The 21,407-nt window shown below is 62.9% G+C and carries 18 protein-coding genes, 1 tRNA gene and 1 other RNA gene; 8 read left to right on the top strand and 12 right to left on the bottom strand.

Features of this window, described 5'->3' with window-relative positions:
- The 9 genes from RI518_RS05870 to aceE all read right to left on the bottom strand — a co-directional run.
- Positions 1 to 795: ABC transporter permease (locus RI518_RS05870; RefSeq protein ID WP_310689593.1), on the bottom strand; the 795-nt coding region annotated here is incomplete at its 3' end.
- Positions 792 to 3,680, bottom strand: coding sequence for an MMPL family transporter (locus tag RI518_RS05865; protein WP_310671788.1), 2,889 nt, complete (start codon positions 3,678 to 3,680; stop codon positions 792 to 794). The genes RI518_RS05870 and RI518_RS05865, both read right to left, overlap by 4 nt.
- Positions 3,680 to 4,246, bottom strand: a complete 567-nt coding sequence (locus RI518_RS05860; protein ID WP_310671790.1) for a TetR/AcrR family transcriptional regulator — start codon at positions 4,244 to 4,246, stop codon at positions 3,680 to 3,682. Before RI518_RS05860 ends, RI518_RS05865 begins: the two co-directional genes overlap by 1 nt.
- 90 nt (positions 4,247 to 4,336) lie before the next feature.
- Complete coding sequence (gene fabF / locus RI518_RS05855) at positions 4,337 to 5,569, bottom strand: beta-ketoacyl-ACP synthase II (protein ID WP_310689592.1); 1,233 nt, start codon at positions 5,567 to 5,569, stop codon at positions 4,337 to 4,339.
- Between the two features lie 45 nt (positions 5,570 to 5,614).
- Positions 5,615 to 5,860: an acyl carrier protein gene (locus RI518_RS05850; RefSeq protein ID WP_310671793.1), complete on the bottom strand. Its 246-nt coding sequence runs from the start codon at positions 5,858 to 5,860 to the stop codon at positions 5,615 to 5,617.
- A 70-nt stretch (positions 5,861 to 5,930) separates the two neighbouring features.
- Complete coding sequence (locus tag RI518_RS05845; RefSeq protein ID WP_310671794.1) at positions 5,931 to 6,932, bottom strand: beta-ketoacyl-ACP synthase III; 1,002 nt, start codon at positions 6,930 to 6,932, stop codon at positions 5,931 to 5,933.
- 1 nt (position 6,933) lies between these two features.
- A complete protein-coding gene (locus tag RI518_RS05840) occupies positions 6,934 to 7,842 on the bottom strand; it encodes an ACP S-malonyltransferase (protein WP_310671795.1) in 909 nt (302 codons plus the stop codon).
- Between the two features lie 75 nt (positions 7,843 to 7,917).
- The gene (locus RI518_RS05835; RefSeq protein ID WP_310671796.1) at positions 7,918 to 9,120 is read right to left on the bottom strand and encodes a helix-turn-helix domain-containing protein; all 1,203 of its coding nucleotides are present in this window, start codon (positions 9,118 to 9,120) and stop codon (positions 7,918 to 7,920) included.
- 83 nt (positions 9,121 to 9,203) lie between these two features.
- Positions 9,204 to 11,933 carry a pyruvate dehydrogenase (acetyl-transferring), homodimeric type gene (aceE, locus tag RI518_RS05830; RefSeq protein WP_310671797.1) on the bottom strand — a complete coding sequence of 910 codons (2,730 nt, stop codon included), beginning with the start codon at positions 11,931 to 11,933 and terminating at the stop codon, positions 9,204 to 9,206.
- 184 nt (positions 11,934 to 12,117) lie between these two features.
- Between aceE and RI518_RS05825 the strand changes: the two genes are divergently transcribed.
- Positions 12,118 to 12,194: transfer RNA gene (locus tag RI518_RS05825), tRNA-Val, on the top strand.
- Positions 12,195 to 12,249: 55 nt separating this feature from the next.
- Positions 12,250 to 13,023: a hypothetical protein gene (locus RI518_RS05820; protein WP_310689591.1), complete on the top strand. Its 774-nt coding sequence runs from the start codon at positions 12,250 to 12,252 to the stop codon at positions 13,021 to 13,023.
- Between the two features lie 75 nt (positions 13,024 to 13,098).
- Here the strand turns inward: RI518_RS05820 and RI518_RS05815 are convergent, their stop codons facing one another.
- Positions 13,099 to 13,458 (bottom strand): hypothetical protein, encoded by a 360-nt coding sequence (locus tag RI518_RS05815; protein ID WP_310671799.1) that lies wholly within the window; start codon positions 13,456 to 13,458, stop codon positions 13,099 to 13,101.
- Positions 13,459 to 13,539: 81 nt separating this feature from the next.
- Here RI518_RS05815 and RI518_RS05810 point away from each other — a divergent pair, with 81 nt between their 5' ends.
- The 6 genes from RI518_RS05810 to rnpB all read left to right on the top strand — a co-directional run bounded on the left by RI518_RS05810 (position 13,540) and on the right by rnpB (position 19,729).
- Positions 13,540 to 14,454, top strand: coding sequence for a DMT family transporter (locus RI518_RS05810; protein WP_310689590.1), 915 nt, complete (start codon positions 13,540 to 13,542; stop codon positions 14,452 to 14,454).
- 28 nt (positions 14,455 to 14,482) lie between these two features.
- Complete coding sequence (locus RI518_RS05805; RefSeq protein ID WP_310689589.1) at positions 14,483 to 17,119, top strand: cytosine permease; 2,637 nt, start codon at positions 14,483 to 14,485, stop codon at positions 17,117 to 17,119.
- Between the two features lie 14 nt (positions 17,120 to 17,133).
- Positions 17,134 to 17,979, top strand: a complete 846-nt coding sequence (locus tag RI518_RS05800) for a Nif3-like dinuclear metal center hexameric protein (protein WP_310671804.1) — start codon at positions 17,134 to 17,136, stop codon at positions 17,977 to 17,979.
- 179 nt (positions 17,980 to 18,158) lie between these two features.
- Complete coding sequence (locus tag RI518_RS05795) at positions 18,159 to 18,896, top strand: hypothetical protein (RefSeq protein ID WP_310671805.1); 738 nt, start codon at positions 18,159 to 18,161, stop codon at positions 18,894 to 18,896.
- On the top strand, positions 18,893 to 19,336 hold the full coding sequence (locus tag RI518_RS05790; RefSeq protein ID WP_310671806.1) for a reverse transcriptase-like protein: 444 nt from the start codon (positions 18,893 to 18,895) through the stop codon (positions 19,334 to 19,336). Before RI518_RS05795 ends, RI518_RS05790 begins: the two co-directional genes overlap by 4 nt.
- Positions 19,337 to 19,375: 39 nt before the next feature.
- An RNA gene (gene rnpB, locus RI518_RS05785) (RNase P RNA component class A) lies at positions 19,376 to 19,729 on the top strand.
- A 1-nt stretch (position 19,730) separates the two neighbouring features.
- On the opposite strand, the gene ppgK is transcribed toward rnpB, so the two are convergent.
- On the bottom strand, positions 19,731 to 20,495 hold the full coding sequence (gene ppgK / locus RI518_RS05780; RefSeq protein WP_310671807.1) for a polyphosphate--glucose phosphotransferase: 765 nt from the start codon (positions 20,493 to 20,495) through the stop codon (positions 19,731 to 19,733).
- Positions 20,492 to 21,358: a type I methionyl aminopeptidase gene (map, locus tag RI518_RS05775; protein WP_310671809.1), complete on the bottom strand. Its 867-nt coding sequence runs from the start codon at positions 21,356 to 21,358 to the stop codon at positions 20,492 to 20,494. Before map ends, ppgK begins: the two co-directional genes overlap by 4 nt.
- Positions 21,359 to 21,407 lie beyond the last annotated feature (49 nt).

Below are 21,407 nucleotides of genomic sequence, written 5' to 3'. Positions count from 1 at the left end.
CACACTGTCGGTATACGTCTCCACGCCGTCCGCAAGGTCCGGTAGATCTTTTGTGCCACGGTTGAGCTCTTCGGCCCCATCGGCCAGTTCGCGAAGGCCGTCCAGGTACTCAGTGAGGCCGTCGTCGTACTCGATGTAGCCATCGGCGAGGTCGTTGGTGCCGTCTAGGAGTTCCTCGGAGCCGTCCTTTAGCTCGCTGACCCCATCGGCGAGCTCTTCGGTGGCTTCGGCGACTTCCTCCGCGCCGTCGGCTGCCTCGGTGATGCCGTCACCGAGGTCGACAATGGCGGTGAACAGTCCCGCCGTGATTTCTCGACCAAACTCGGCGCTGATGGTCGAGGCAATGGTGGCACCTAATTGATCGGAGAGGATCCCCGCGAGGTAGCTGTGGGAGGGGTCGGTGGTGATGGAAAAGTTGGCTTGTTCCGGGTTGTCGCCATCGAGAGTGAGGACCGCCTCAGAGAAATTGGCGGGGATTTCCAACACCGCATACACCTCACCGGCAGCCAGTAGTTCGGCGGCTTGGCTGCTGCCGGTAATGACCCAGTTGACCTCGAAGTCGTCGTTTGACACGAGCTCGGTTACCAGGGGCCGGGAGGCGAGGATGATTTCTTCTTCACCGTCCTCATCGGTCTGCTCGACCAGTTCGTCGTTGTTGACCAGGGCGACGGGAATGCGCTCGATCGCGGTATCCGCCGTGGTGACCACGCCCAACAGGGTGGCAATCAAAATCAGGGGTAGCGCCACTGCGCCGGCCCACCAGCCCAGGCGTCGCTGACGCTGCTGGCCGATCACTGCACAGCCCCTAATTGGAGGGCCGCGGGGCTTAAGTCCACAACGCGCCTCGTTGTCGAGGCGGGCAGGACCCTGGCCGGTGGCAGCACACACAGCACGACCACCTGATCTGCGCTTGCGAAGCGCTCGATCGCGTGCCACCAGAGGGCATGGTCATCGAGGCTTGAGACGGGTTCAGCGGCACTGATAATCGTCACCGGTGCTCTGTCAATCAGGGCGAGTGCCGCCCACACCAGAATCTGCTGGGCTCGGGGTAACACACCGGGCCGAGTGTCGTGATCGAGGGGGACCACCCCGGTTTCTCGCGGCAGCTCGGCACTGACGCTATTGAGCCGTTGAAGCGTGTCTGGAATGAGGGATGCGCGACCGGCGGCGCCATGGCCGCGTGTGTTCCTGGCATACGCCAGGCGTTCGCCCAAGGTCACTCCGAGCGGATCCAGGAGGTCTTCGTCAGATCTCGACCACATCGAGACTTTTCGGCCCACCTGAGCCGATTCGCTGGGTAGTGGATGGCCCACGACGTGGAGTGCGCCCTGACGGGGAGGCAGGTAACCGGAGAGCGTCGCGGCGAGCGCGCTGGTGTGCTGCGGCTCGCCCACCAGGTCGACGCGGGTACCGGGTTCCCACTCGAGCGAGAGAGGTTCTTCGGAGCCTGAATGGGTGACGAGGTAGTCAGCGTGGACGGCGAGGTGTTGGTGTTGGCTCGCCCAGTGGCTATCGCGGATGTGGTCGCGCAGCTGTTCGCCCTCCACATCTGCCCGGGGCACCCGGCGGCTCCAGGAATCGGGAAGCCACCACGCCGCGCGGCCAAAGAGTGCCATCAGGGCGGGGACCAGGGTCATCCGCACGATAAACGCATCGAAGGCGATACCGACCGCGAGGCCCAGCGAAATGGGTTTGATCGTGCTGGAGCCTTCGGGGACGAAGGAGAAAAAGACGAAGAACATGATGAGTGCGGCAGCTGTCACCACTCGCGCACCCTGCGAATAGCCCTCTTCGATGGCGTGTCGCCAATTGCCGGTGTGAACCTGGACTTCGCGCATGCCGGAGACCATGAACACTTGGTAATCCATCGCGAGGCCAAAGAGGACGGCCATCAAGATAATCGGCATGAAGCTCAAAATGGGTCCCGGAGTGACGTGTAACAGGTCTGCCCCGTAGCCCCACTGGAAGACGATGACGACGACGCCGAAGGCGGCAGTGACCGAGAGAACAAAGCCCAGGGCGGCCTTTAAGGGGACCACGATGGATCGGAAGACCGCGAGCAGGAGCACAATGGCGAGTCCGACCACGACGACACCGAAGGGCAGAAGCGCGTTTTGAATGCGCTCGGACACGTCGACACCGATGGCGGTGACACCAGTGACCGCCATCGGCGCGTCATACTGCTCTTGCCATTCGGGTATTCGCTCGCGAATATCCGCCAACAGCGCCTTGGTCTCCTTCGAATCCGGCGCAAACTCGGGCACGATTTGAAAAATGCCGGTGTCGAGCCCGGGGGAGGGAAAGCCCTGACTGACGTAGGCGACGCCGGGAATCTCGGCGAAATCTTCTTCCATCGCCTCCAAGTCATCCATCAGCTCTTCGCTGCGGGTGATGTCGACGGCGATGAGTAGCGGACCGTTATAGCCGGGCCCAAAACCTTCGCTGATCAGGTCGTAGGCCTGTCGCTGGGTGGATTCTTCGGGTTCTTGACCACCCCCGGGGAGGTTCAAATCCAGAGACAGGGCGGGTAGCGCCACCGCGCCGAGGCCCAAAACCGTCACCAGTGTCACCGTCAGGGGCCGTTTTGTCACCATCCGTACCCAGCGCCGGCCAAAGCTCGGGTTGTCTGCCGAGAAGGCTGCGACCCGGGCTGCCTGTGACCCGGGTTTTGGCCGAAGCTTCTCACCCGAGAGCCCCATAAAGGCCGGGAGTAGGGTAATGGCCGCAACGACGGCGATGGCGACCGCCAGTGCGGCGGAGGCGCCGAGGACGCTCAGGAAGGGAAGGCCGACGACGAAAAGCCCCAACAGTGCGACGATCACGGTCACCCCGGCAAAGACGACGGCGTTACCCGCCGTACCGACGGCGATCCCAGCCGATTCTTCGGCGTCTTCACCGGCGGCTAACTGGGTGCGATGTCGGGAGAGGATAAAGAGCGAATAGTCGATTCCCACCGCGAGGCCCAACATCACCGCCAGTAGTGGTCCGGAGCTGGAAATAGTGATCTCCCGGGCGGCGAAAAACAGCACACCCAGCACAATTCCGACCCCGACAATGGCGCTCGCGAGCGGCATCCAGGCGGGTCGAAAAGAGCGGAAAGTGATGACGAGTACCAGGCCGGCGAAGGCGACACCGAAGACTTCGGCGATGGTCAGGCCCACTTCTTGATCTTGGAACACGCTACCGCCGAATTCGACCCGCAGCCCCTGTGTCTCGACTAGAGAGCGGGTGCTTTGGAGTTGTTCGAGAAGCTCGTCGGTAACTTCCGGCCCCGCCTCCTCGAATTGGATTTGAATGTAGGCCGTGCGGCCATCGTCGGAGAGTGCCTGTTCGGCGAACTCTTCAAAGGGGTGGGTGGCCTCTTCGATCCCGTCCAGGTCCTTAATCTCCTCGGCCAGGGCGATGATGCTCAGGCGATTCGAAGCACTGGTGAGGCGCTCACCCTCGGGCGCCACGAGCACCGCTTGAGCAGAGGCGCCCGCGAAGGTGGGAAACACCGCTTCGAGGCGATCGAAGGCTTCCTGGGACTCACTACCGGGGATACGAAACTCTTCATCCGTGGTTCCCGCCAGGCTAAACCCGACACCGCCGATTGCCACCAGGGCGACCAGCCAGCCCAGAAGGACTCGGCCCGCGTGGCGGTAGCTCGCCTTACCCAGGCGGTAGAGAAATGTGGCCACTAGCGACCCGCCGCCGGCTGACCGCTGAGGAGCATCTGCCCGAGTACGTCTCGCAGGCCGGTGCGAAGCGCATCGTCGTCCAGCCCGGGAACCCCCAATATCCCGCTGGAGACCAGAGCGTAGGTCGCCCCCGAGACGGCAATGCCAAAACGCAAACGATCTTCTTCACCGACACTCAGATTGCTCACCATGTGGGCCATCTCGGTCATCAACTGGTGGGCTCGGCCCAACGACTCGCTCTGTTCGGCGAGGTAGGGGTGGGCGACGATGACGTGGGTGGCGAGCCGGTGGGTGATCAGGAAGTCGACAAAGCTCGTGATGAACCACTCTCTGGCGTCAGCGGCCTCGAGCTCTGAGTCATTCGCCCGTTCGACAAGCCGGCCGAGTGCGCCGAGCGCGGGTTCGAGTGCGACATCGACGAGGTGATTTTTATTGCGAAAGTGGTAGAGCACGTTGGCTTTTGAGGAGCCCGCGTGGTCGGCAACATCCTGGATGGTGGTCTGCGCGATTCCCTGGTGGGCGAAGCGCTCCAGGGCGACCTGAAGGATGTGATCGTGATGAGACACGTCCTCGAGCATAGATACGCCGGGGACACCATCCTGACCATTTGGTCAGTTTTTGCGCGTATTCCCAGTCAGCACTGGGCAAAAACATAGCTAGTTGCTGCGGAAAGCGACCACCGCGTTGTGGCCGCCGAAACCGAAAGAGTTCGAGAGGGCCAGGAGCGGGCCCTGGGGCAGTGCCCGGGGGCTTGTCACCACATCGAGGGGAATCTCCGGGTCTTGGTGGTCGAGATTGATGGTGGGCGGAGCGGTGCGCTCGTGCAGGGCCAGCACGGTAAAGACCGCTTCGAGCGCCCCGGTGCCGCCGAGCAAGTGTCCGGTGGCGGCTTTGGTCGCCGAAATCGGAATCTGCGTGATCTGCTCACCGAAGACCGCGTGCAGCGCGTGGTATTCCGCGATGTCACCCACCGGAGTGGATGTGGCGTGCGCATTGATGTGTCCCACGTCGGCCGGGGTGGCTCCCGCCTGCTCGAGGGCCTGGCGGACCGCTCGAGACGCCCCGACGCCCTCGGGATCCGGCGCCGTGATGTGGTAGCTGTCCGAGGTGACCGCACTGCCGGAGAGTTCGGCGTAAATTCGTGCTCCGCGGGCTTCCGCGTGCTCCCTGGTCTCCAGGATCAGCGTCGCGGCCCCTTCGCCCAACACAAAACCGTCACGGTCGACGTCGTAGGGACGAGAAGCGCGCGCGGGGTCATCGTTTCGTTTGGATAGCGCCTGCATCGCGGCAAATGCTGCGATCGGCAGCGGGTGCACAACGGATTCTGTGCCCCCGGCGACGACGACGTCGGCGAGGCCCAACTGGAGATGTTCATAAGCGTTCGCGATCGATTCAGTTCCCGAAGCACACGCGGACACGACTGTTCTCGCACCGGCTCGTGCTTCCAGATCCATGCTGATTGCGGCGGCGGCGGCGTTTGGCATCAGCATCGGAATCGTCATCGGAAGGACCCGGCGGGGACCTTTTTCGCGCAGCGTGTCCCACGCATCCAGTAGCGTCCACAGGCCTCCGATGCCGGTGGCATAGTCGACCAGGATTCGATCCGGGTCGATCGCGTCCAAACCGCTATCGGCCCACGCTTCGCGAGAGGCGATGAGGGCAAGCTGAGCGGAGGGGTCGAGGCGCTTGACCTCACGACGCTCCAGGACGTCCTCGGCTTTGACCGCCACTTCAGCGGCGAAGGTAATGGGGATTTCGCGCTCGGAAACCCAGTCATAGTCGAGCGTGCGCACGCCGGATTCGCCCGCGAGGAGCGCAGCCCACGAATCTCTCGCCGTGCCACCCAGTGGAGAGGTGGCACCGATACCGGTGACGACCACTTCGACCATGACGTATCCCTTCGTGACCAGTTGCTCTCGCGGGGCCCGCGGGGATTACTGGTTTTTTTCGATGAACTCGACGGCGTCTTTGACCGTCATCAGGTTTTTGACCTCGTCGTCGGGAATTTTCACGTCAAACTTTTCTTCGGCGTTGACCACGATGGTCATCATCGAAATGGAGTCGATGTCGAGGTCTTCAGTGAAGGACTTGTCCATCTCCACCTGGTCGGCGGCGATGCCGGTCTCGTCGGTGATGAGCTCGGCGAGGCCGGACATAATTTCTTCTGTGGTGTGGGCCATGGGGAACCTCTCAATATCTAACGGTCAGCTGAACAGTGTTTTATTCTACGGTGCACTTCGTGGGGGCTGGTCAGGGCAGGCGCACCACTTGGGCGCCATAGACCAGGCCAGCGCCAAAGCCTATCTGTAGGGCGAATCCTCCGGATGCCTCTGGGTGTTCTGTGAGTAGCTGGTGCATCGCCAGCGGAATCGACGCCGCCGACGTGTTTCCGGTGTGGGCAATATCGCGGGCGACGAGTACCGATTCGGGAAGCGCCAACTGTTTGGCGAACTCGTCGATAATGCGCATGTTGGCCTGGTGGGGGACAAAAGCGCTGAGCTCGTCGGCGCCTATTCCCGATGCGTCGAGCGCTTCGCGCGCCACGCTCGCCATATCCCACACAGCCCAGCGAAACACTCCCTGGCCGTCTTGTCGCAGGGTGGGGAAGCCGGCCTCGCGGTCATCGAAAGCTTCCTTCAATGGCCGATCCATGCCCACCGAATCCCAGCGGGAGCCATCCGACCCCCACAGGGTGGGGCCAATACCCGGCTCATCGGCGGGTCCGACGATGGCGGCACCCGCACCGTCACCCAGCAGGAACGAAATACTCCGATCCGTGGGTTTGGCGAAGTCGCTCAGTTTTTCGGCGCCGACGACCAGAACATACTGAGCAATGCCCCCTCGGATCAGCGCATCGGCTTGGGCGATGCCGTAGGTGTAGCCCGCGCAGGCGGCGGAGACGTCGTAGGCGGGGGCGGGGGTCGCGCCGACACGCTCGGCGAGCAGGGCAGCCAAGGAGGGGGTTTGCACCGTGTTGGAAATGGTGGCGACGATGACCGCACCGATGTCTGTGGGGGCGATGCCGGCACGAGAAATGGCCTCCTCGGCGGCCTGTTGGGCGAGGTCAATGGCGTCCACACCGGCGCTTGCGCGCCGCCGCTCGATCATTCCCGTGCGCTGTCGGATCCACTCGTCAGAGGAATCGATGGGTCCCACGAGGTCATCGTTGGGCACGACGAGGTCGCCCCTGGCGGCACCCAGAGAGTAAATCCGTGAATGGGCTGCCCCTGAGGGTTGATTGAGAGTGGTCACATTAACCCTTTTCGTCAGCGAAAAACGCGTCTAAATGTTCGGGCAAGTCTAACCGTCGGGTCAGCACACCCGGGAGCGAGCGCTTTGCCAGTCCCACCAGTGCTCCGGCGGGGGCGAGCTCGATCAATTCGGTCGCTCCGGCGGTCGAAAAAGCCTCCATGCAGCGATCCCACCGCACCGGGGATGTCATCTGGGAGACCAAAAGCTCAAGGTATTTCGCCCCGGAGGACACCGAGGAACCATCCCTGTTGGTGTAAATCACAGCCGTTGGATCTGCCGGTGTGAGTGTGCCGGCTGCTTCCTCGAGCGCCGATTGCGCGGGCTGCATAAAGTCGGTGTGGAAGGCCCCGGCCACCTCGAGGGCGATGACTCTGGTGCCCTCGGGAGGATTCTCGCCCAACGCGCCAAGAGCATCGAGCTCCCCCGCGGCGACGACCTGTGTGGAGCTGTTGACGTTTGCCGGGGTGAGTCCCCGCTCCCGTAGGGGGGCTTCGAGGGTGTGGAGATCGGCACCCACCACGGCGGACATCCCGGTCGGGGTCAGAGCTGCCGCCTGGGCCATCGCGTCACCGCGCGCGGCCACCAACTGGAGGGCCTCCACGTCGCTCAGAATTCCACAGAGCGCTGCGGCGGTGAACTCACCGACCGAGTGGCCGGCGTAGTGGGGCGTCTCGGCCAGGCGCGCCTGAAGAGCACGACCGGCGATGAGGCCCGCCGCCACAATGAGGGGCTGAGCGATCCGGGTGTCTCGAATGGTCTCGGCATCGCTGGTCGTCCCGTGGGTGATCAGGTCGAGGCCGATCGCGTCTGACCATTGGGCGAGCGTGTCGGCGACGGCTGGGTCTTCCAACCACGGGGCGAGAAAACCGGGTTTCTGGGAGCCCTGTCCGGGAGCAACGACGACACGCATTCCCCCAGTGTGTCGAGCCACACGCGCGCGCGCCATAGGAGGTCAGAGGGAAAGAACAGGCCGATTCTTAGTCGATTACCTACTACCCGGGCGCGAATCGGCGTTCTTTGGCTGCGGTGACCGGGAGCGCTCACCGATGTGACCCAGGATGATCGCCAGGTGGATAATCAGCGAATCTCGCGCTTCAACGGGATCCCAAGCCAACACGTCGGCCACTTTCTTCAACCGGTAGCGCACCGTGTTGGGGTGGACAAACAGTTCTTTTGCGGTGGCTTCCAAGGAGTATCCCGTGTGAAAGTACGTCCACACCGTATTGAGTAGGTCCAAGGGGTGGTCGCGCAGGGGCTCGTAAATGTCGGTGATCAGGGTGGCTCGCGCGATGCTATCCCCCGCGAGGGCGCGCTCCGGGAGAGCATCGTCGGCCAGTAAGGGCCGACTGGTGTGTCGAAGGGAACCGGCGACGGCAAATCCAGACAGTGCCGCGCGTGCACTGGTTGCCGCATCGAGCACGCTGGTGACTGTCGGGCCCAAAACCACCGGGCCGTCGCCAAACCACTCGTCCATCGCCTGAATAATCTCGGCAAACGCGGTGGCCTCTGCGGGCGATTCGGTCTCCTCGGGAGAGCGGTGGCCGATGACGACCACGAGCCTGCTTCCTTGAACGCCGATGAGTACGTCGGCATTCATGTGTCGCGCGATTCGCCTGATCGGGTCCACATCGACCGGTCGCGGGCTGGTGCCCACGGCGACGGCGACATCCCCGGTTCCGCTCCAACCCAAGGCGGCGATACGGCTGGGCATCTCCTGGTCGTATTCGCCAGACAGAATAGAGTCGACCACCAGCGCTTCGAGGCGCTGATCCCACAAACCGCGGGCTTCTGCCGCCCGGGCGTAGACATCGGCAGCGGCGAAGGCAATCTCACGCGAGTAGAGCAGGATGGCCTCTTGGAGCTGTTTCGAGCCATCGCGCAAATACTCCTCGACCACCTCGACCGTCACCTTGATCAGCTGCAGGGTTTCCTGCAAACTCACCGAGCGAAGAAGCTCTCGGGGCGCGGCGTTGAACACGTCTGAGGCAATCCACGGCGACGAGTCTGGATTGTCGTACCAGCGAATAAATGAGCTGATGCCCGCCTGTGCGACCATCCCGACTGCGGAGCGCCTGGAGGGCGGCATTTGCCGATACCAGGGCAGGGTTTCTTCCAGCCGCGCGAGCGTCGTTGTGGCGAGCTCGCCGGAGCTATTGCGAAGCCAATGGAGTGTTTGCTCCCTGGTCATTTCCGCCACTGCTCACTCCCTCGCACTCGCACCCGGGCGGTGTCACACTACCCCGGCTTATTCCGCGGCCGTGCCCGGCCTCGCTACGCGTCACCGCCGGCGCTACCGCTTGTTCCCGCCGTGACGTCGTGGAGTTCATATTTTTCGATGGCCTGTGCGAGCAGAGCCCGGTCGATTGTCCCCTGAGCAGCCAACTGTTGGAGCACCCGAACCACAATCGAGGGCCCATCGATGTGGAAAAAACGCCTGGCAGCCGGTCGGGTATCACTAAACCCGAAACCGTCGGCACCGAGAGTCGCGTAGTCGCCGGGCACAAATGCTCGAATCTGGTCGGGCACCTGATGCATATAGTCGCTCACGCCGAGGACGGGCCCTTCGGCAGACTGCAGCCTGTCGGTCACATAGGGCACCTGCGGGGGGTTTTCGGGGTGCAGGAAATTGTGTTCTTCCGCGCGAAGGCCATCTCGACGAAGCTCTGTCCAGGACGTCACCGACCAGACGTCAGCGGAGACAGCCCAATCTTTCGCGAGCAGCTCTTGGGCTTCCAAGGCCCAGGGCACGCCCACCCCGGAGGCGAGAATTTGCGCCTTCGAGCTGTGCGCTTCGGTTGCGGGCTGCAAGAGATACAGCCCGCGCACCACACCCTCCACGTCGAGTCCTTCTGGCTCGGCGGGTTGGGAAATTGGTTCGTTGTAGACCGTGAGGTAATACATCACGTTGGGGTCCGGGTGGTTCCCGCCATACATACGCTCCAGGCCGGCTTCGACAATGTGGGCAATTTCGTAGCCGTAGGCCGGGTCGTAGGAAATCACCGCCGGGTTTGTCGCGGCGATCATGTGCGAGTGGCCATCGCCGTGTTGCAGGCCTTCACCGGTGAGCGTCGTTCTCCCCGCGGTGGCACCGATGATGAAGCCTCTCGCCATCTGATCTCCGGCGGCCCAAAACTGGTCACCCGTTCGTTGGAAACCAAACATGGAGTAGAAGACATACACCGGAACCAGTGGTTCAGCGTGGGTGGCGTAGCTGGTGCCCGCGGCCACAAAAGAGGCCACCGCACCGGCTTCGTTAATCCCCGGCATCAAGATCTGACCCTGGGGGCTTTCTTTGTAGGCCAGCAAGAGTTCCCGGTCGACCGAGACGTAGTTTTGGCCGTGTGGGTTGTAGATCTTTGCCGTGGGGAAGTAGGCATCCATCCCGAACGTGCGCGCCTCGTCGGGAATGATGGGGACAAAACGGGCACCAAAGTTCTTGTCCTTCAGCAGGTCTTTAAACAGGCGCGCGAAAGCCATCGTGGAGGCTACCTGCTGTTTGCCCGAGCCGGTCTTGCCGACGTCGTAGGTCGACTTTTCGGGCAGGGCAACCTGGGTGTAGCGCGAGCGACGCTGCGGAATGTAACCCCCCAGTTCGCGTCGGCGCTCCTGCAAATACTGGATGGCTTCGTCAGATTCACCCGGGTGGTAAAACGGCGGCTGGTAGGGGTCTTTTTCCAACTCCTGGTCCGAAATGGGGATGCGCATGTCGTCGCGGAACGTTTTTAAGTTCTCGAGCGTCAGTTTCTTCATCTGGTGAGTGGCGTTTCGGCCCTCAAAGCTCGGACCCAAGCCATAGCCCTTCACCGTTTTGGCCAGAATCACGGTGGGTTGACCCTTGTGGTTTTTCGCCGCCTCGAACGCGGCATACACCTTGCGGTAGTCGTGACCTCCACGACGCAGGGCCCAAATCTCGTCGTCGCTCATGTGCGCGACCATTTGCGCGGTCCGAGGATCACGGCCGAAGAAGTTTTCTCGAACGTAGGCCCCGTTTTCCGCCTTATACGTCTGGAAATCGCCGTCGGGCGTGACGTTCATCAGGTTGCGAAGCGCGCCATCGTGGTCGGCCTGGAGCAGCTGGTCCCATTCGCGACCCCAAATGACTTTAATGACGTTCCACCCGGCACCCCGGAAGAAGCTCTCGAGCTCCTGAATGATTTTGCCGTTACCGCGCACCGGGCCATCGAGGCGTTGCAGGTTCGCGTTGATCACGAAGGTGAGGTTGTCGAGATCGTCGTTGGAGGCGATGTGCAGCGCCCCGCGCGATTCGATTTCGTCCATTTCGCCGTCGCCCAAAAACGCCCAGACGTGCGAATCGGAGGCATCTTTAATGCCTCGATCGGTCAGGTAGCGGTTCATCTGGGCTTGGTAGATCGCGTGGATGGGGCCGATTCCCATCGAGACGGTGGGAAATTGCCAAAATTCGGGCATCAGGCGGGGGTGGGGGTAAGAGCTCAACCCACCTGAGGGGTGCGATTTTTCCTGACGGAAACCCTCGAGCTGATGCTGGTCGAGTCGACCTTCTAAAAACGACCGCGCGTACATACCGGGGGAGGCGTGACCCTGATAGAACACCTGGTCGCCGCCGCCTTCGTGGTCGGGGCCGCGGAAGAAGTAGTTGTGGCCCACTTCGTAGAGCGAGGCAGACGATGCGTAGGTGGAGATGTGCCCACCGACAGAAATTTCGGGCCGCTGAGCGCGGTGGACCATGATCGCGGCGTTCCAGCGGATCCAGCTGCGATACCGGCGCTCAATTTCTTCGTCACCCGGAAAAGGTGTCTCGTTTTCTGGAGCAATCGTGTTCAGGTAGTCCGTTGTGGGAACCATGGGAACGCCCAGGTGGAGCTCTTTGGAGCGTTTGAGCAGAGACAACATGATCTCGCGCCCGCGCTGATGACCGGATTCATTCACCACGCCATCGAGCGACTGGTTCCACTCGGAAGTTTCCTCGGGATCCGCATCCATTGGAGTAAACGAATAAGGGTCCTGGTCGTTGACCGCCATCGGTGACCTCGTTCCTGTGTTGGGAGAGTTCTCCAAAAAATTCCTCAGCGCGGGGGTTGCCCTTGCAGCTCAAGATTCCCACCAGTCTAGACCGGACGTCTTGGACGGCTACACCGCCGCTACTGCGTCCCCGGGGCCTCTGCCGCGAAGTCTCCCTCTCGGTATACGATGGGGGAGCGGCTTAGGGCCTGTAGCTCAGTTGGTTAGAGCGCCACGTTTACACCGTGGATGCCGGGGGTTCGAGTCCCTCCGGGCCCACCAAATGCGACGCTCGCTCCAGTAGGCCACACCCCAGAGATTACCCCGGAGGTCCCCTGTGAGCATCGCTGAACTCGCCCAGTCCCTATTGAACGCAGCCGATGGGCCACACCACCACCCTCGGCCGCTCCTGGAGGGAAACCCTCTCAGCGTGTCCCACGGCCGCGACATCCAGCACGCGCAGCTCGCCCTGCGCCAACACCGAGGCGAGTCGCTCGTGGGGCTGAAACTGGGCCTCACAACACAGGCCCAGCGCGACGACGCGGGAGTGGACTACTCCAGTGTGGGCTACCTGACCGACGAGATGGTGGTCACTGAGCGCATCGAGCGAAGTCGCAGTGTGGCGCCCAAAGTGGAACCAGAAATGGTCGCCGTCTTCGACTCCACCGTCGAAAACCCCGAGGTGACCGATGCCGAGATTGTGGCCGCCATTGGCAGCCTGCGGGCGGGAATCGAAATTGTGGACCCCCGGTATGAGTCGCCGCACTTTGTCTTGCCCGATGCGCTCGCGGATAACAGTTCGGCGAGGGGGGCCGCGTGGTCACCGACTGGTTTACGACCCGATCAGTTTGACCCAGCGGCCGAAACGGTGGTGCTGGAAGCCGGTGGCCACCCAGCGCTCGAGGGCCATGCGTCGATTATTCTCGGCAACCCGCTGCGCGTTGTCATTGAAGTGGTTCGCGAGCGACTCCAGCGCGGGGTTCCCACCCCGGCGGGCTTTGTCATCTTTACGGGAAACCTCGCCGATCAGGCCCTGCCGGTGGAGCCGGGTGAGAAAGTCGTGGCGACATTCGCTCACCTCGGCAGGATCGAACTCGACGTGGTCGACTGATCGGCACTGGTTTAGCGCTCGGCACTGTGCGCGTCATCGGGTGTCTGCCCCGCGGGGCCACTCTGCTGGGTGTAGCTAAAACAGCAGGGCGATCACGAGCGCGACGTAGATGACGGCAAAAATCGCCGGAGTGAGGAACTTTGGCACCCAGAGCCAGTGTGAGGAACCACTGACCGTCCGGTCATATTCACCGCCGGAGAGATCCTGTGCGATGTGCTGGGCTTCGGTGGCTGACTGGAACTGCACCAGCGCCCCCAAAATTCCCGACGCCAACAAAATGCCCAGAGTGGCGATGCGCACTGCCCAATCGGTATCGGCTAATCCCCACTGCAGGAGGGCCACCGTCGAAATGAGCAACAGCGTGGGGGCAATTTGGGACACAATGAGGTGGAGTCGTGCGCGCTGCCAGGCCACGAATTTTTCGCCAGAGTTCACCGTATTCTCCTTGGACTCACGAGGGGTGCCCTCCCACAGTAGTGCTGAACGCTCCGAGAGGATAGGCGAGGGGATGAGCCGGTGACGCACAGTAAACCCACCGTTATGGTGGCCCTCGCCGCCGCCCTCTGGGGGACGACGGGAACGGTCGCGTATCTGCTCTCCGAGAGCGTCTCTGCGCTTGCCGTAGGGGCGACCACCATGGGTGTGGGCGGGTTGGTGTTGGCTCTGATCGCCGGGCGGCGTGCCCTGCGACTGTGGACTGTGTCCTCACTGCGAGTGTTACTGCTCATCGGTGGGGTGGCTGTCGCGATCTACCCGCTCGCCTTTTACACCGGAATGAGTCTGGCGGGTGTTGCCGTGGGAAACATCGTGGCCCTCGCCACCGGTCCGCTGGTGGGTGCAGTGCTGGAGTGGCGGCTCGAGCGGGATCCACCGGGCAGAACCTGGTGGTGGGCCCTACTGGTCGGGTTTATCGGGGTCGTCGCCCTGGCCAGTGGTGAGCGAGAGTTCACCACGGCTGATCCAAACCTGTGGCCTCTGGGGCTTGGCCTCGCGCTCTTAGCCGGGGTTGCCTACGGCACGTTTTCCTACTGCCTTTCGCGCATTATTCGAACCGAGGTCGCTCCGACTATCGCCACCGGGGCCATGTTTGGAGCCGGTTCTCTGCCACTACTGCTTGTCGCGGGAGTCCACTGGCTCGGCGGCGACACCGGGCTCGGCGGTAGTGAGCTCGCCGCACTGGAGCTCGACAGTGTGCTCGGTCTGAGCTATTTGGTGGCAGGTCCCATGGTGCTCAGCTACCTGCTGTACGGCAAAGGGTTGGTGCATTTGAGCTCCAGTGTGGTGCTCGTGATTGCCCTCGTGGAGCCGGCTGTCGCCACGCTCTTAGCGGTGGCGGTGGTGGGGGAGCGGTTTGGTCCGATCGGAATTGTGGGACTACTCGCCGTCACCTCGGCCGTTGTGCTCGCCGGGCGGGCCAAGACAATGCGTTAAAGGCCCTTGAGGACGTATTGTTGGGGTCATGATCGAGGCGGATTACCCTGACCAGGAGCGCTCGGGCGATGGAGTAAGGCGTCGCTCGACGTTCACCCCTCCCACAGAGGACGCAGAGCTGCCGGTAAATCTCGGTGAAGGCTCTTCTGGGTCCGATCCGGCCACGCCCGAACCTCGGCCAGCCAACCCTGCACCACCCGCGGATTCTTCTCCGGGGGCGAGTGAACCGCCGCCCCCCTCCCGAGTGGAAGCCCAGTCGCCCGATTCACAATCGGAACAACCGCCGCCGCAGACTCCCGCGACACCACAGGCTCCCGCGACACCACAGGCTGCTCCCGAAGAACCGAACGTGGACGCCGGCTCAGCCGCGTCTGCATCCTCAGACTGGGATAGCTCCGTGTTGCCTCCGCCGGAGCGACGCTCCCTGAGCGATAGCGACATCATGGCGAGGATGGGCGAAAAGGGAGCAGAAACCGGCGATCTCATCAACGCTCTGCAGGAACAGATGACTCTTCGAAAAAGAGAAGACGAAGAGTTTGAGGGTTGGCAAACCCTTATCCGTCAAAGTTTCCCGGAGGATGAAGCAGAAGACATCGTGTTGCGTGGCCGGGCACGGTTCGAGGGCGTTCCCGTCGAGAGTCTCACCCCCGCGCCTGCGCCGGCTGAGCCGGTGTCGACACCGGGAGAGAGCGCGGACGCTCCGCCGCCTGACCAGACAGCCCAAGGGGCCACCGCGGACACACCCGCGACGTCACCAGACCCGCTCGAGCCGGAGGCTATGGCTGATGGCGCCCCCTCCGAGCCCATTGTCTTACCCCGCTGGGGTGGGGCGGGTAGCCAGCCCGATACCAGCATTGATGCTGAGCCCGGCCTCGAGGGTGACGGCTCGGAAAACCCCGAGGGATCTTTTGAGGACATCCTCACGGATGCCGATGCGACGACACCGCCGACCAGCCAGTGGCCCTTGGTCGAGGAGCTCGAGGACTCCGCCCACAATGACGGGCAGTCGGCGAGTGCCCCACCGGAAGAATCCCTCTTCGTCGAGCCAACCGGCGAGGCAAGTGGCGAGGTGAGTGGCGAGATGAGTGGCGAGGAGACGAGCACTGGCGCCAGTCCAGAGGATGCCCGTGCGCCAGAGTCTTCGCAGGCGGCGACACCGTCCGAGCCTGTCTCGGTGCACGAAGCGCTCGCGACGAAACCTGTACGGAAGATTGCCCTCGACGACCTGACCCGCGAGGCCCCTTCGCGTTTTGGCTTTGATCACGTGGGTGCCGAACCCACTGCCGACAACGTGCGATCCGACCGGGCCACCCAGTTGCTCTGGGCGTGGTGGGCGTTAGGGACGCCGCTGCCGCTCGTGCTGTTGGGTGTGTGGCTGGTCGACTCTGGCCTGAGCCTGGTCCAGGCGGTCATTGCCGCCGCGGCGGGAGCACTCCTGGCAGCCATTCCTCTGGTTCTGGGCACGCTGAAAGGCGCCCAATCGGGGCTGCCGACACTGGTGTCGTCCCGGGCCGCATTTGGCATGGTGGGTAACGTCGCTCCCGCAGTGCTGATGGTTGTGGTTCGACTCTTCGTCGCCGTTGTCGTGGTCTTCGCGGCTGCCTGGGTGGCGACGGGTGTGTTGGTGGAATCCAACTACTGGAACGGTGAGCCCGCGTTGATGCAGGTCATCACGGGGGCCTTTTTTTCCCTGGTCGCTGCGGGCTTGGCAATCGCCGGCCGCGGGTCGATCACGATCGCTCTGTGGGCTGCGGCTGGCATGGGGCTACTGGTCAGCGTGGGGTTCTTTCTCGTCACCTTCGATCAACTCTCCGGTGAGGCCCTGCGTCGAGGCGATGGTGCGCTCTCGGCGGTGGTGGCTGGTGCCGCCCTGGTGATGAGTGCTTTGCTGGTGTTTTGGGCTCACTTCGGTGGCGATATTGCCCGGTTCCAACAGCGCTCTTCCGGTGCGGCAGGCCCCTCCATTGCGGCGGCCGGGGCGCTCGTTCCCGTTCTGGGCTTAACCGCGTGGGGTGCATTACTGGGCGCTTCGGGCGATGAGAATCGGGCGCTGCTCTTCGCTGACTTTTTTGACACCGTCCTGGGTGAAGCGCCCGGGTGGTACCCCATCCCGGCTCTCCTTCTGGGGGCACTTCCGCTCGTCGCCATTGCGGCACTGGCGGTGCACTCCTCTGGCTACGGTCTTCTCAGTCTGGGCATTCGTATCCCGCGCTACGCGGCGGCGACGATTGCCGGCGCCCTCGTGGCGCTGGGTGTCATCGCGCTCATTGTTTTCGCTCCGGAATTGAGCGGTTGGTTGATCGACGCGACGCTCGTGGCCGGTGTACTGGTGGCGTCGTGGGTGGGGGTATTCGCCGGTGAAGTCCTCACCCGCCGTGCGCACATCGACCCCCGTGTGCTGGCGGGAACCAGCGGTGACTTCCCGAGGCTGCGCATCGCTCCCGTGCTGGGCTTTGTCGGCTCGATTGGTGTGGGTCTCGGACTCATCAGCGTAGACACGGTGTGGTTGCAGGGGCTGGGTTACCTGCTCGGACCGCTCCAGCAATGGGGTCTGATGGATCTGTCTGGTTGGCAGCTTGGCCCCTTCATTGCACTCGCGCTGGGGCTGACAGTGGCCCTCCTCGCCGGCATTCGCGGTGGAGTGCACGTGAGTGAACGCCGTTAGCGAGGAGTGACACGTTGGCACAGGACCAGGCCAGTGCGCAGGCTGTCAGCGTCGGGGAATTCGTCGACGTTCTCGACTCGCTGTGGCCCAGAGGCGCCGCCGAAGAGTGGGACGCCGTTGGACTCCATCTCGGATCACCGAGTGCGCCGGTTCGACGCGTGAGCCTGGTCGTTGATGTGACCGTTGAGACTGTGCAAGAGGCTATCGACCAGGACATTGACCTCATCGTTGCCCACCACCCACTCCTGCTACGCCCGGTCAACTCCCTGGTAGAGGACCACGCGAAAGGCCACCTTGTCGCCTCATTGGTCCGCGCGGGCATCGCCCTGTTTTCGGCACACACCAATGCCGACGCGGTCGATGGCGGAACGTCGGAGACGCTGGGACGAGCACTGGGACTCCAGGACATGTCCGCAATCGCTGCCTCGACGATGCCGGGTGCGGGTATCGGGCGGGTGGGTGCCCTGCCACAACCTGTGCGCCTCTACGACCTCGCGACGCAGTTGGGACGCCTCGTGCCGCAGACACCGGGAGGTCTCAAAGTCTCTGGAGACCCCGATCAGATGGTCTCCCGGGTGGCACTGTGCACGGGTGCGGGCGATTCGCTGCTGAGCCACCCTGAGGTTTTGGCCTCCGACGTCTACATCACCGGTGACCTTCGCCACCACCCGGCGAGCGATACCCAGCAAGCCCGTGCCCTGGGGCACGCACCGAACCTGATCGACGTATCCCACTTTGCCTCCGAATGGTTTTTTCTCGACGGGGTACGACGCCAGCTCAACACGCGACTGCCCGACCTCGAGGTGCGAGTCAGCGACATCGTCACCGACCCGTGGGATTTTGTGGTCCACCCCGGTTGAGCTCTGCCAGGAACGTTGAGCTCTGCCAGGAAGTTTGAGCTCTGGCAGGAGCTGCGGGCCCTCTTCCGGGTCGAGTTCTGCTCCTGCGTCTGGGGAGCCTCGTCGTGAGTGTTGTGGCCGACGCGAAGCCCACCGGTCACGGTGTTTAGACTGGGCCCACCACCAGCCAGGGAGAGTGTGTGAAAGCCCAACCCGCCGATCAGGCGAAACTGCTCGATGTCCAAGACATTGACGTGTCGATTAGTCAATTGGCAGCCCAGCGCGCACAGCTGCCCGAGCGGGTTCAATTGGCCCAACTCGAGACATCCCTCACCGAGGCTCGAGCCACAACACGCAGCACCCTGGCCGAGCTGGAAGAGTTGCGGGCCGAATTGGCGCGCGCGGAAAACGATGTGGAGTTGGTCGAAGGGCGCATTGTGCGTGACCAGAAGCGCGTTGAAGAGAGTTCGTCGGTGAAAGATGTCCAAGGCCTGCAACACGAGCTGGGGGCCTTGCGCGAGCGTCTGGAGATGCTCGAAGAAGTCGAATTGGAAGTAATGGAACGAGTCGAGGCGGCCGAGGAAGCGTTTACCACCGCCGAAGCCGAGGCTCAACAACTAGAACACCGGGTGGACGAGGTCCAGCAGGCACTCGCCGCGGCCCTCACGCACAGCGACGAGGAACTCGCTTCTCTCCAGGCCGCCCGCACCGAGCTGATTGCGACCATCCCCGAGGATCTTCTCGCGCTCTACGAACGACAGCGCGAGCGCTACGGTTACGGCGCCTCGCTGCTGCGGGCGGGGATTTCCAGTGCGAGTGGAGTGAAGCTCACCGAATCGGATGTGCAGACGGTGCGCAAAGCCGCCGAGGACGACGTGGTGCTGTGCCCCGATAGCAACGCCATTTTGGTGCGCACCCACGAATCGGGCCTCTCGTGAGCGAGATTGTCGTCCACGCCGATGGCGCCTCTCGGGGAAACCCGGGTGCGGCGGCCGGGGGCGCAGTGGTGTTGGACCCCGATTCGGGGGATGTGATGGCCCAATTGGGGGTGCTCTGCGGCATCGCGTCCAATAATGTGGCCGAATACCGCGGAATGATCGAAGCCCTTCGCCTGCTGAGGACCTGGAATACCGAACAACCCATCCGGGTGCGTTTAGATTCAAAACTCGTCGTCGAGCAAATGTCGGGGCGTTGGAAAGTCAAACACCCCGATATGAAACTCCTGGTGAAAGAAGCTTTCGAGGTGATTGGCCCACTCACTGTGCACTTCGAGTGGGTGCCCCGCGAAGACAATGCGTTGGCCGATGCGGCGGCGAATAAAGCCCTCGATGATGGCCGCGACTACCTGATTATTCGAGGGGTGTCAGAGGCGGTCTAGTCCCGCCCGGCTCACCGCGCTATCCTGGGCCGAGGAAGAGAGGTCGGCTAGGCGGCCGCGTCACCCGCACGGGTGCCGAGGAACGTCCGGGCTCCACAGAGCGGGGTGGTGGGTAACACCCACCCGGAGTAATCCGCGAGATAGTGCCACAGAAAAGAAACCGCCCTCCGCGAGGAGGGTAAGGGTGAAAAGGTGGTGTAAGAGACCACCAGAGGTGCGGGTGACCGCACCTGCTGGGTAAACCTCACCCGGAGCAAGACCAAACAGGTGTCGATACGGCTGCTCGTCTAGACACCGGGTAGGTCGCTAGAGGTCGCTGGTAACAGCGATTGTAGAGAGATGGTCGCCCCCGGTTTTCCGGGACAGAACCCGGCGTATCGGCCGGCCTCTTTTCCTAACGAGACGCTCGCGTGGTGTGAGCGAGAAAAGCAGCCCCCAGAATGCCGGCGTTATTGCGCAGCGCGGCGATGCGAATGGGCACCGGCAGCGAAATGAAGTGCAGAAAGTGGTCGGCTTCTTTCGAGACACCGCCGCCTAAAAGAAACAGGTTGGGACTAAACAGCCGGTTCAGGTGCAGGTAATACCGCTGGAGTCCGGCAGCCCACTCCTGCCAGTCCTGGCCGAGGCGTTGCCTCGCCACCGCAGAACTGCGATGCTCTGCGACTTCTCCGTCGATTTCGAGGTGACCCAATTCGGTGTTGGCGATGAGCACCCCGTCCTGAACGAGCGCGCTGCCAATGCCCGTCCCCAGGGTTGTGAGGATTGTCAGACCCGGCGCTCCGACTGCTTCGCCGTAGTGGGCTTCGGCCACTCCGGCGGCATCCGCATCGTTGAGAAAGACGATTTCACGCCCGAGGCGACCCTCGAGGGTCTTTTCGGCCTCCAGCCCGATCCAGTCTGTGGCAATGTTCGCCGCAGTGAGGGTGCGCCCGTTTTTGACCACCGAGGGGACGCAGACGCCGAGGGGTAGGCCGCTGGCCACTGGTCCGCAATCCGAGGCGATGCGCGCGATCACCTCGAAAATATCGCCGGGGTGTCCGCCCTCCGGCGTGGGGTACTTGATGCGCTCGCTTAACAGCTCACCGGTGTCGATGTCAACGAGGGCGCCTTTAATCCCGGTGCCCCCGACGTCGATGCCGACCGCCTGCTGTTGGCTCATGGCAGGGTCAGCACCTCGGCCCCGGTGTCGGTCACGGCGAGGGTGTGCTCGAACTGAGCGGTGAGACTTTTATCTTTGGTCAGAACGGTCCAGCCATCAGACCACATGTCCCAGGCGATGCCCCCCACGGTGAGCATCGGTTCGATGGTGAAGACCATTCCCACCTCCATGGGGGTCTGATAGTCGGGAGCCGCGTCGTAGTGGGGGATGATCAGCCCGGAGTGAAACTCTGCCCCGACGCCGTGCCCGGTGAAATCACGCACGACGCCGTAGTGAAAGCGGCTCGCATAGGCCTCGATTGTCCGGCCCAGCACATTGATTGGTCGTCCCGGTTTCACCGCGCGGATTGCGCGGTTGAGCGCCTCCTCGGTGCGGTCAATCAGCAGCCGGGCCTCCTCAGAAATCACCCCCACGCCAAATGTTTTGTTGGTATCGCCGTGCATTCCATCCCGGTACGCGGTGATGTCCACATTGACGATGTCGCCTTCCTGCAACACCGTGTCGTCGGGGATTCCGTGACAGATCACCTCGTTGACCGAGGTGCAACACGATTTGGGAAAACCTCGATAGCCCAGGGTCGAGGGGTAGGCGCCGTGGTCGAGCAGATAGTCGTGGGCGACGCGGTCGAGATAGTCGGTGGTCACCCCAGGGGCAATGACGGCTTCGACGGCGTCGAGGGCCCCGGCAGCGATACGCCCCGCGTGTCGAATCTTCTCGATGTCTTCGGCTGAGTACCAGTCGCCGTGAACGCCTTCCCGGGGGTGTTTTCGACCCACATATTCGGGGGGCGCAATGTCGCCTGGCACCTCCCGCCGCGCAGAAATGGCACCGGGTACGAGGACTCCTTCGGGGGTTTTTGGCACGGCTCAAGTCTAGGCAATCCGGCCTGAGCTCCCGGTTCGCTCGGACGGG

It is taken from the genome of Pontimonas sp., assembly GCF_031581085.1.
In the GTDB taxonomy this organism is placed as follows: Bacteria; Actinomycetota; Actinomycetes; order Actinomycetales; family Microbacteriaceae; genus Pontimonas.
The sequence above is the reverse complement of the archived record's forward strand: the minus strand, read 5'-3'. Positions and strand labels throughout refer to the sequence as shown.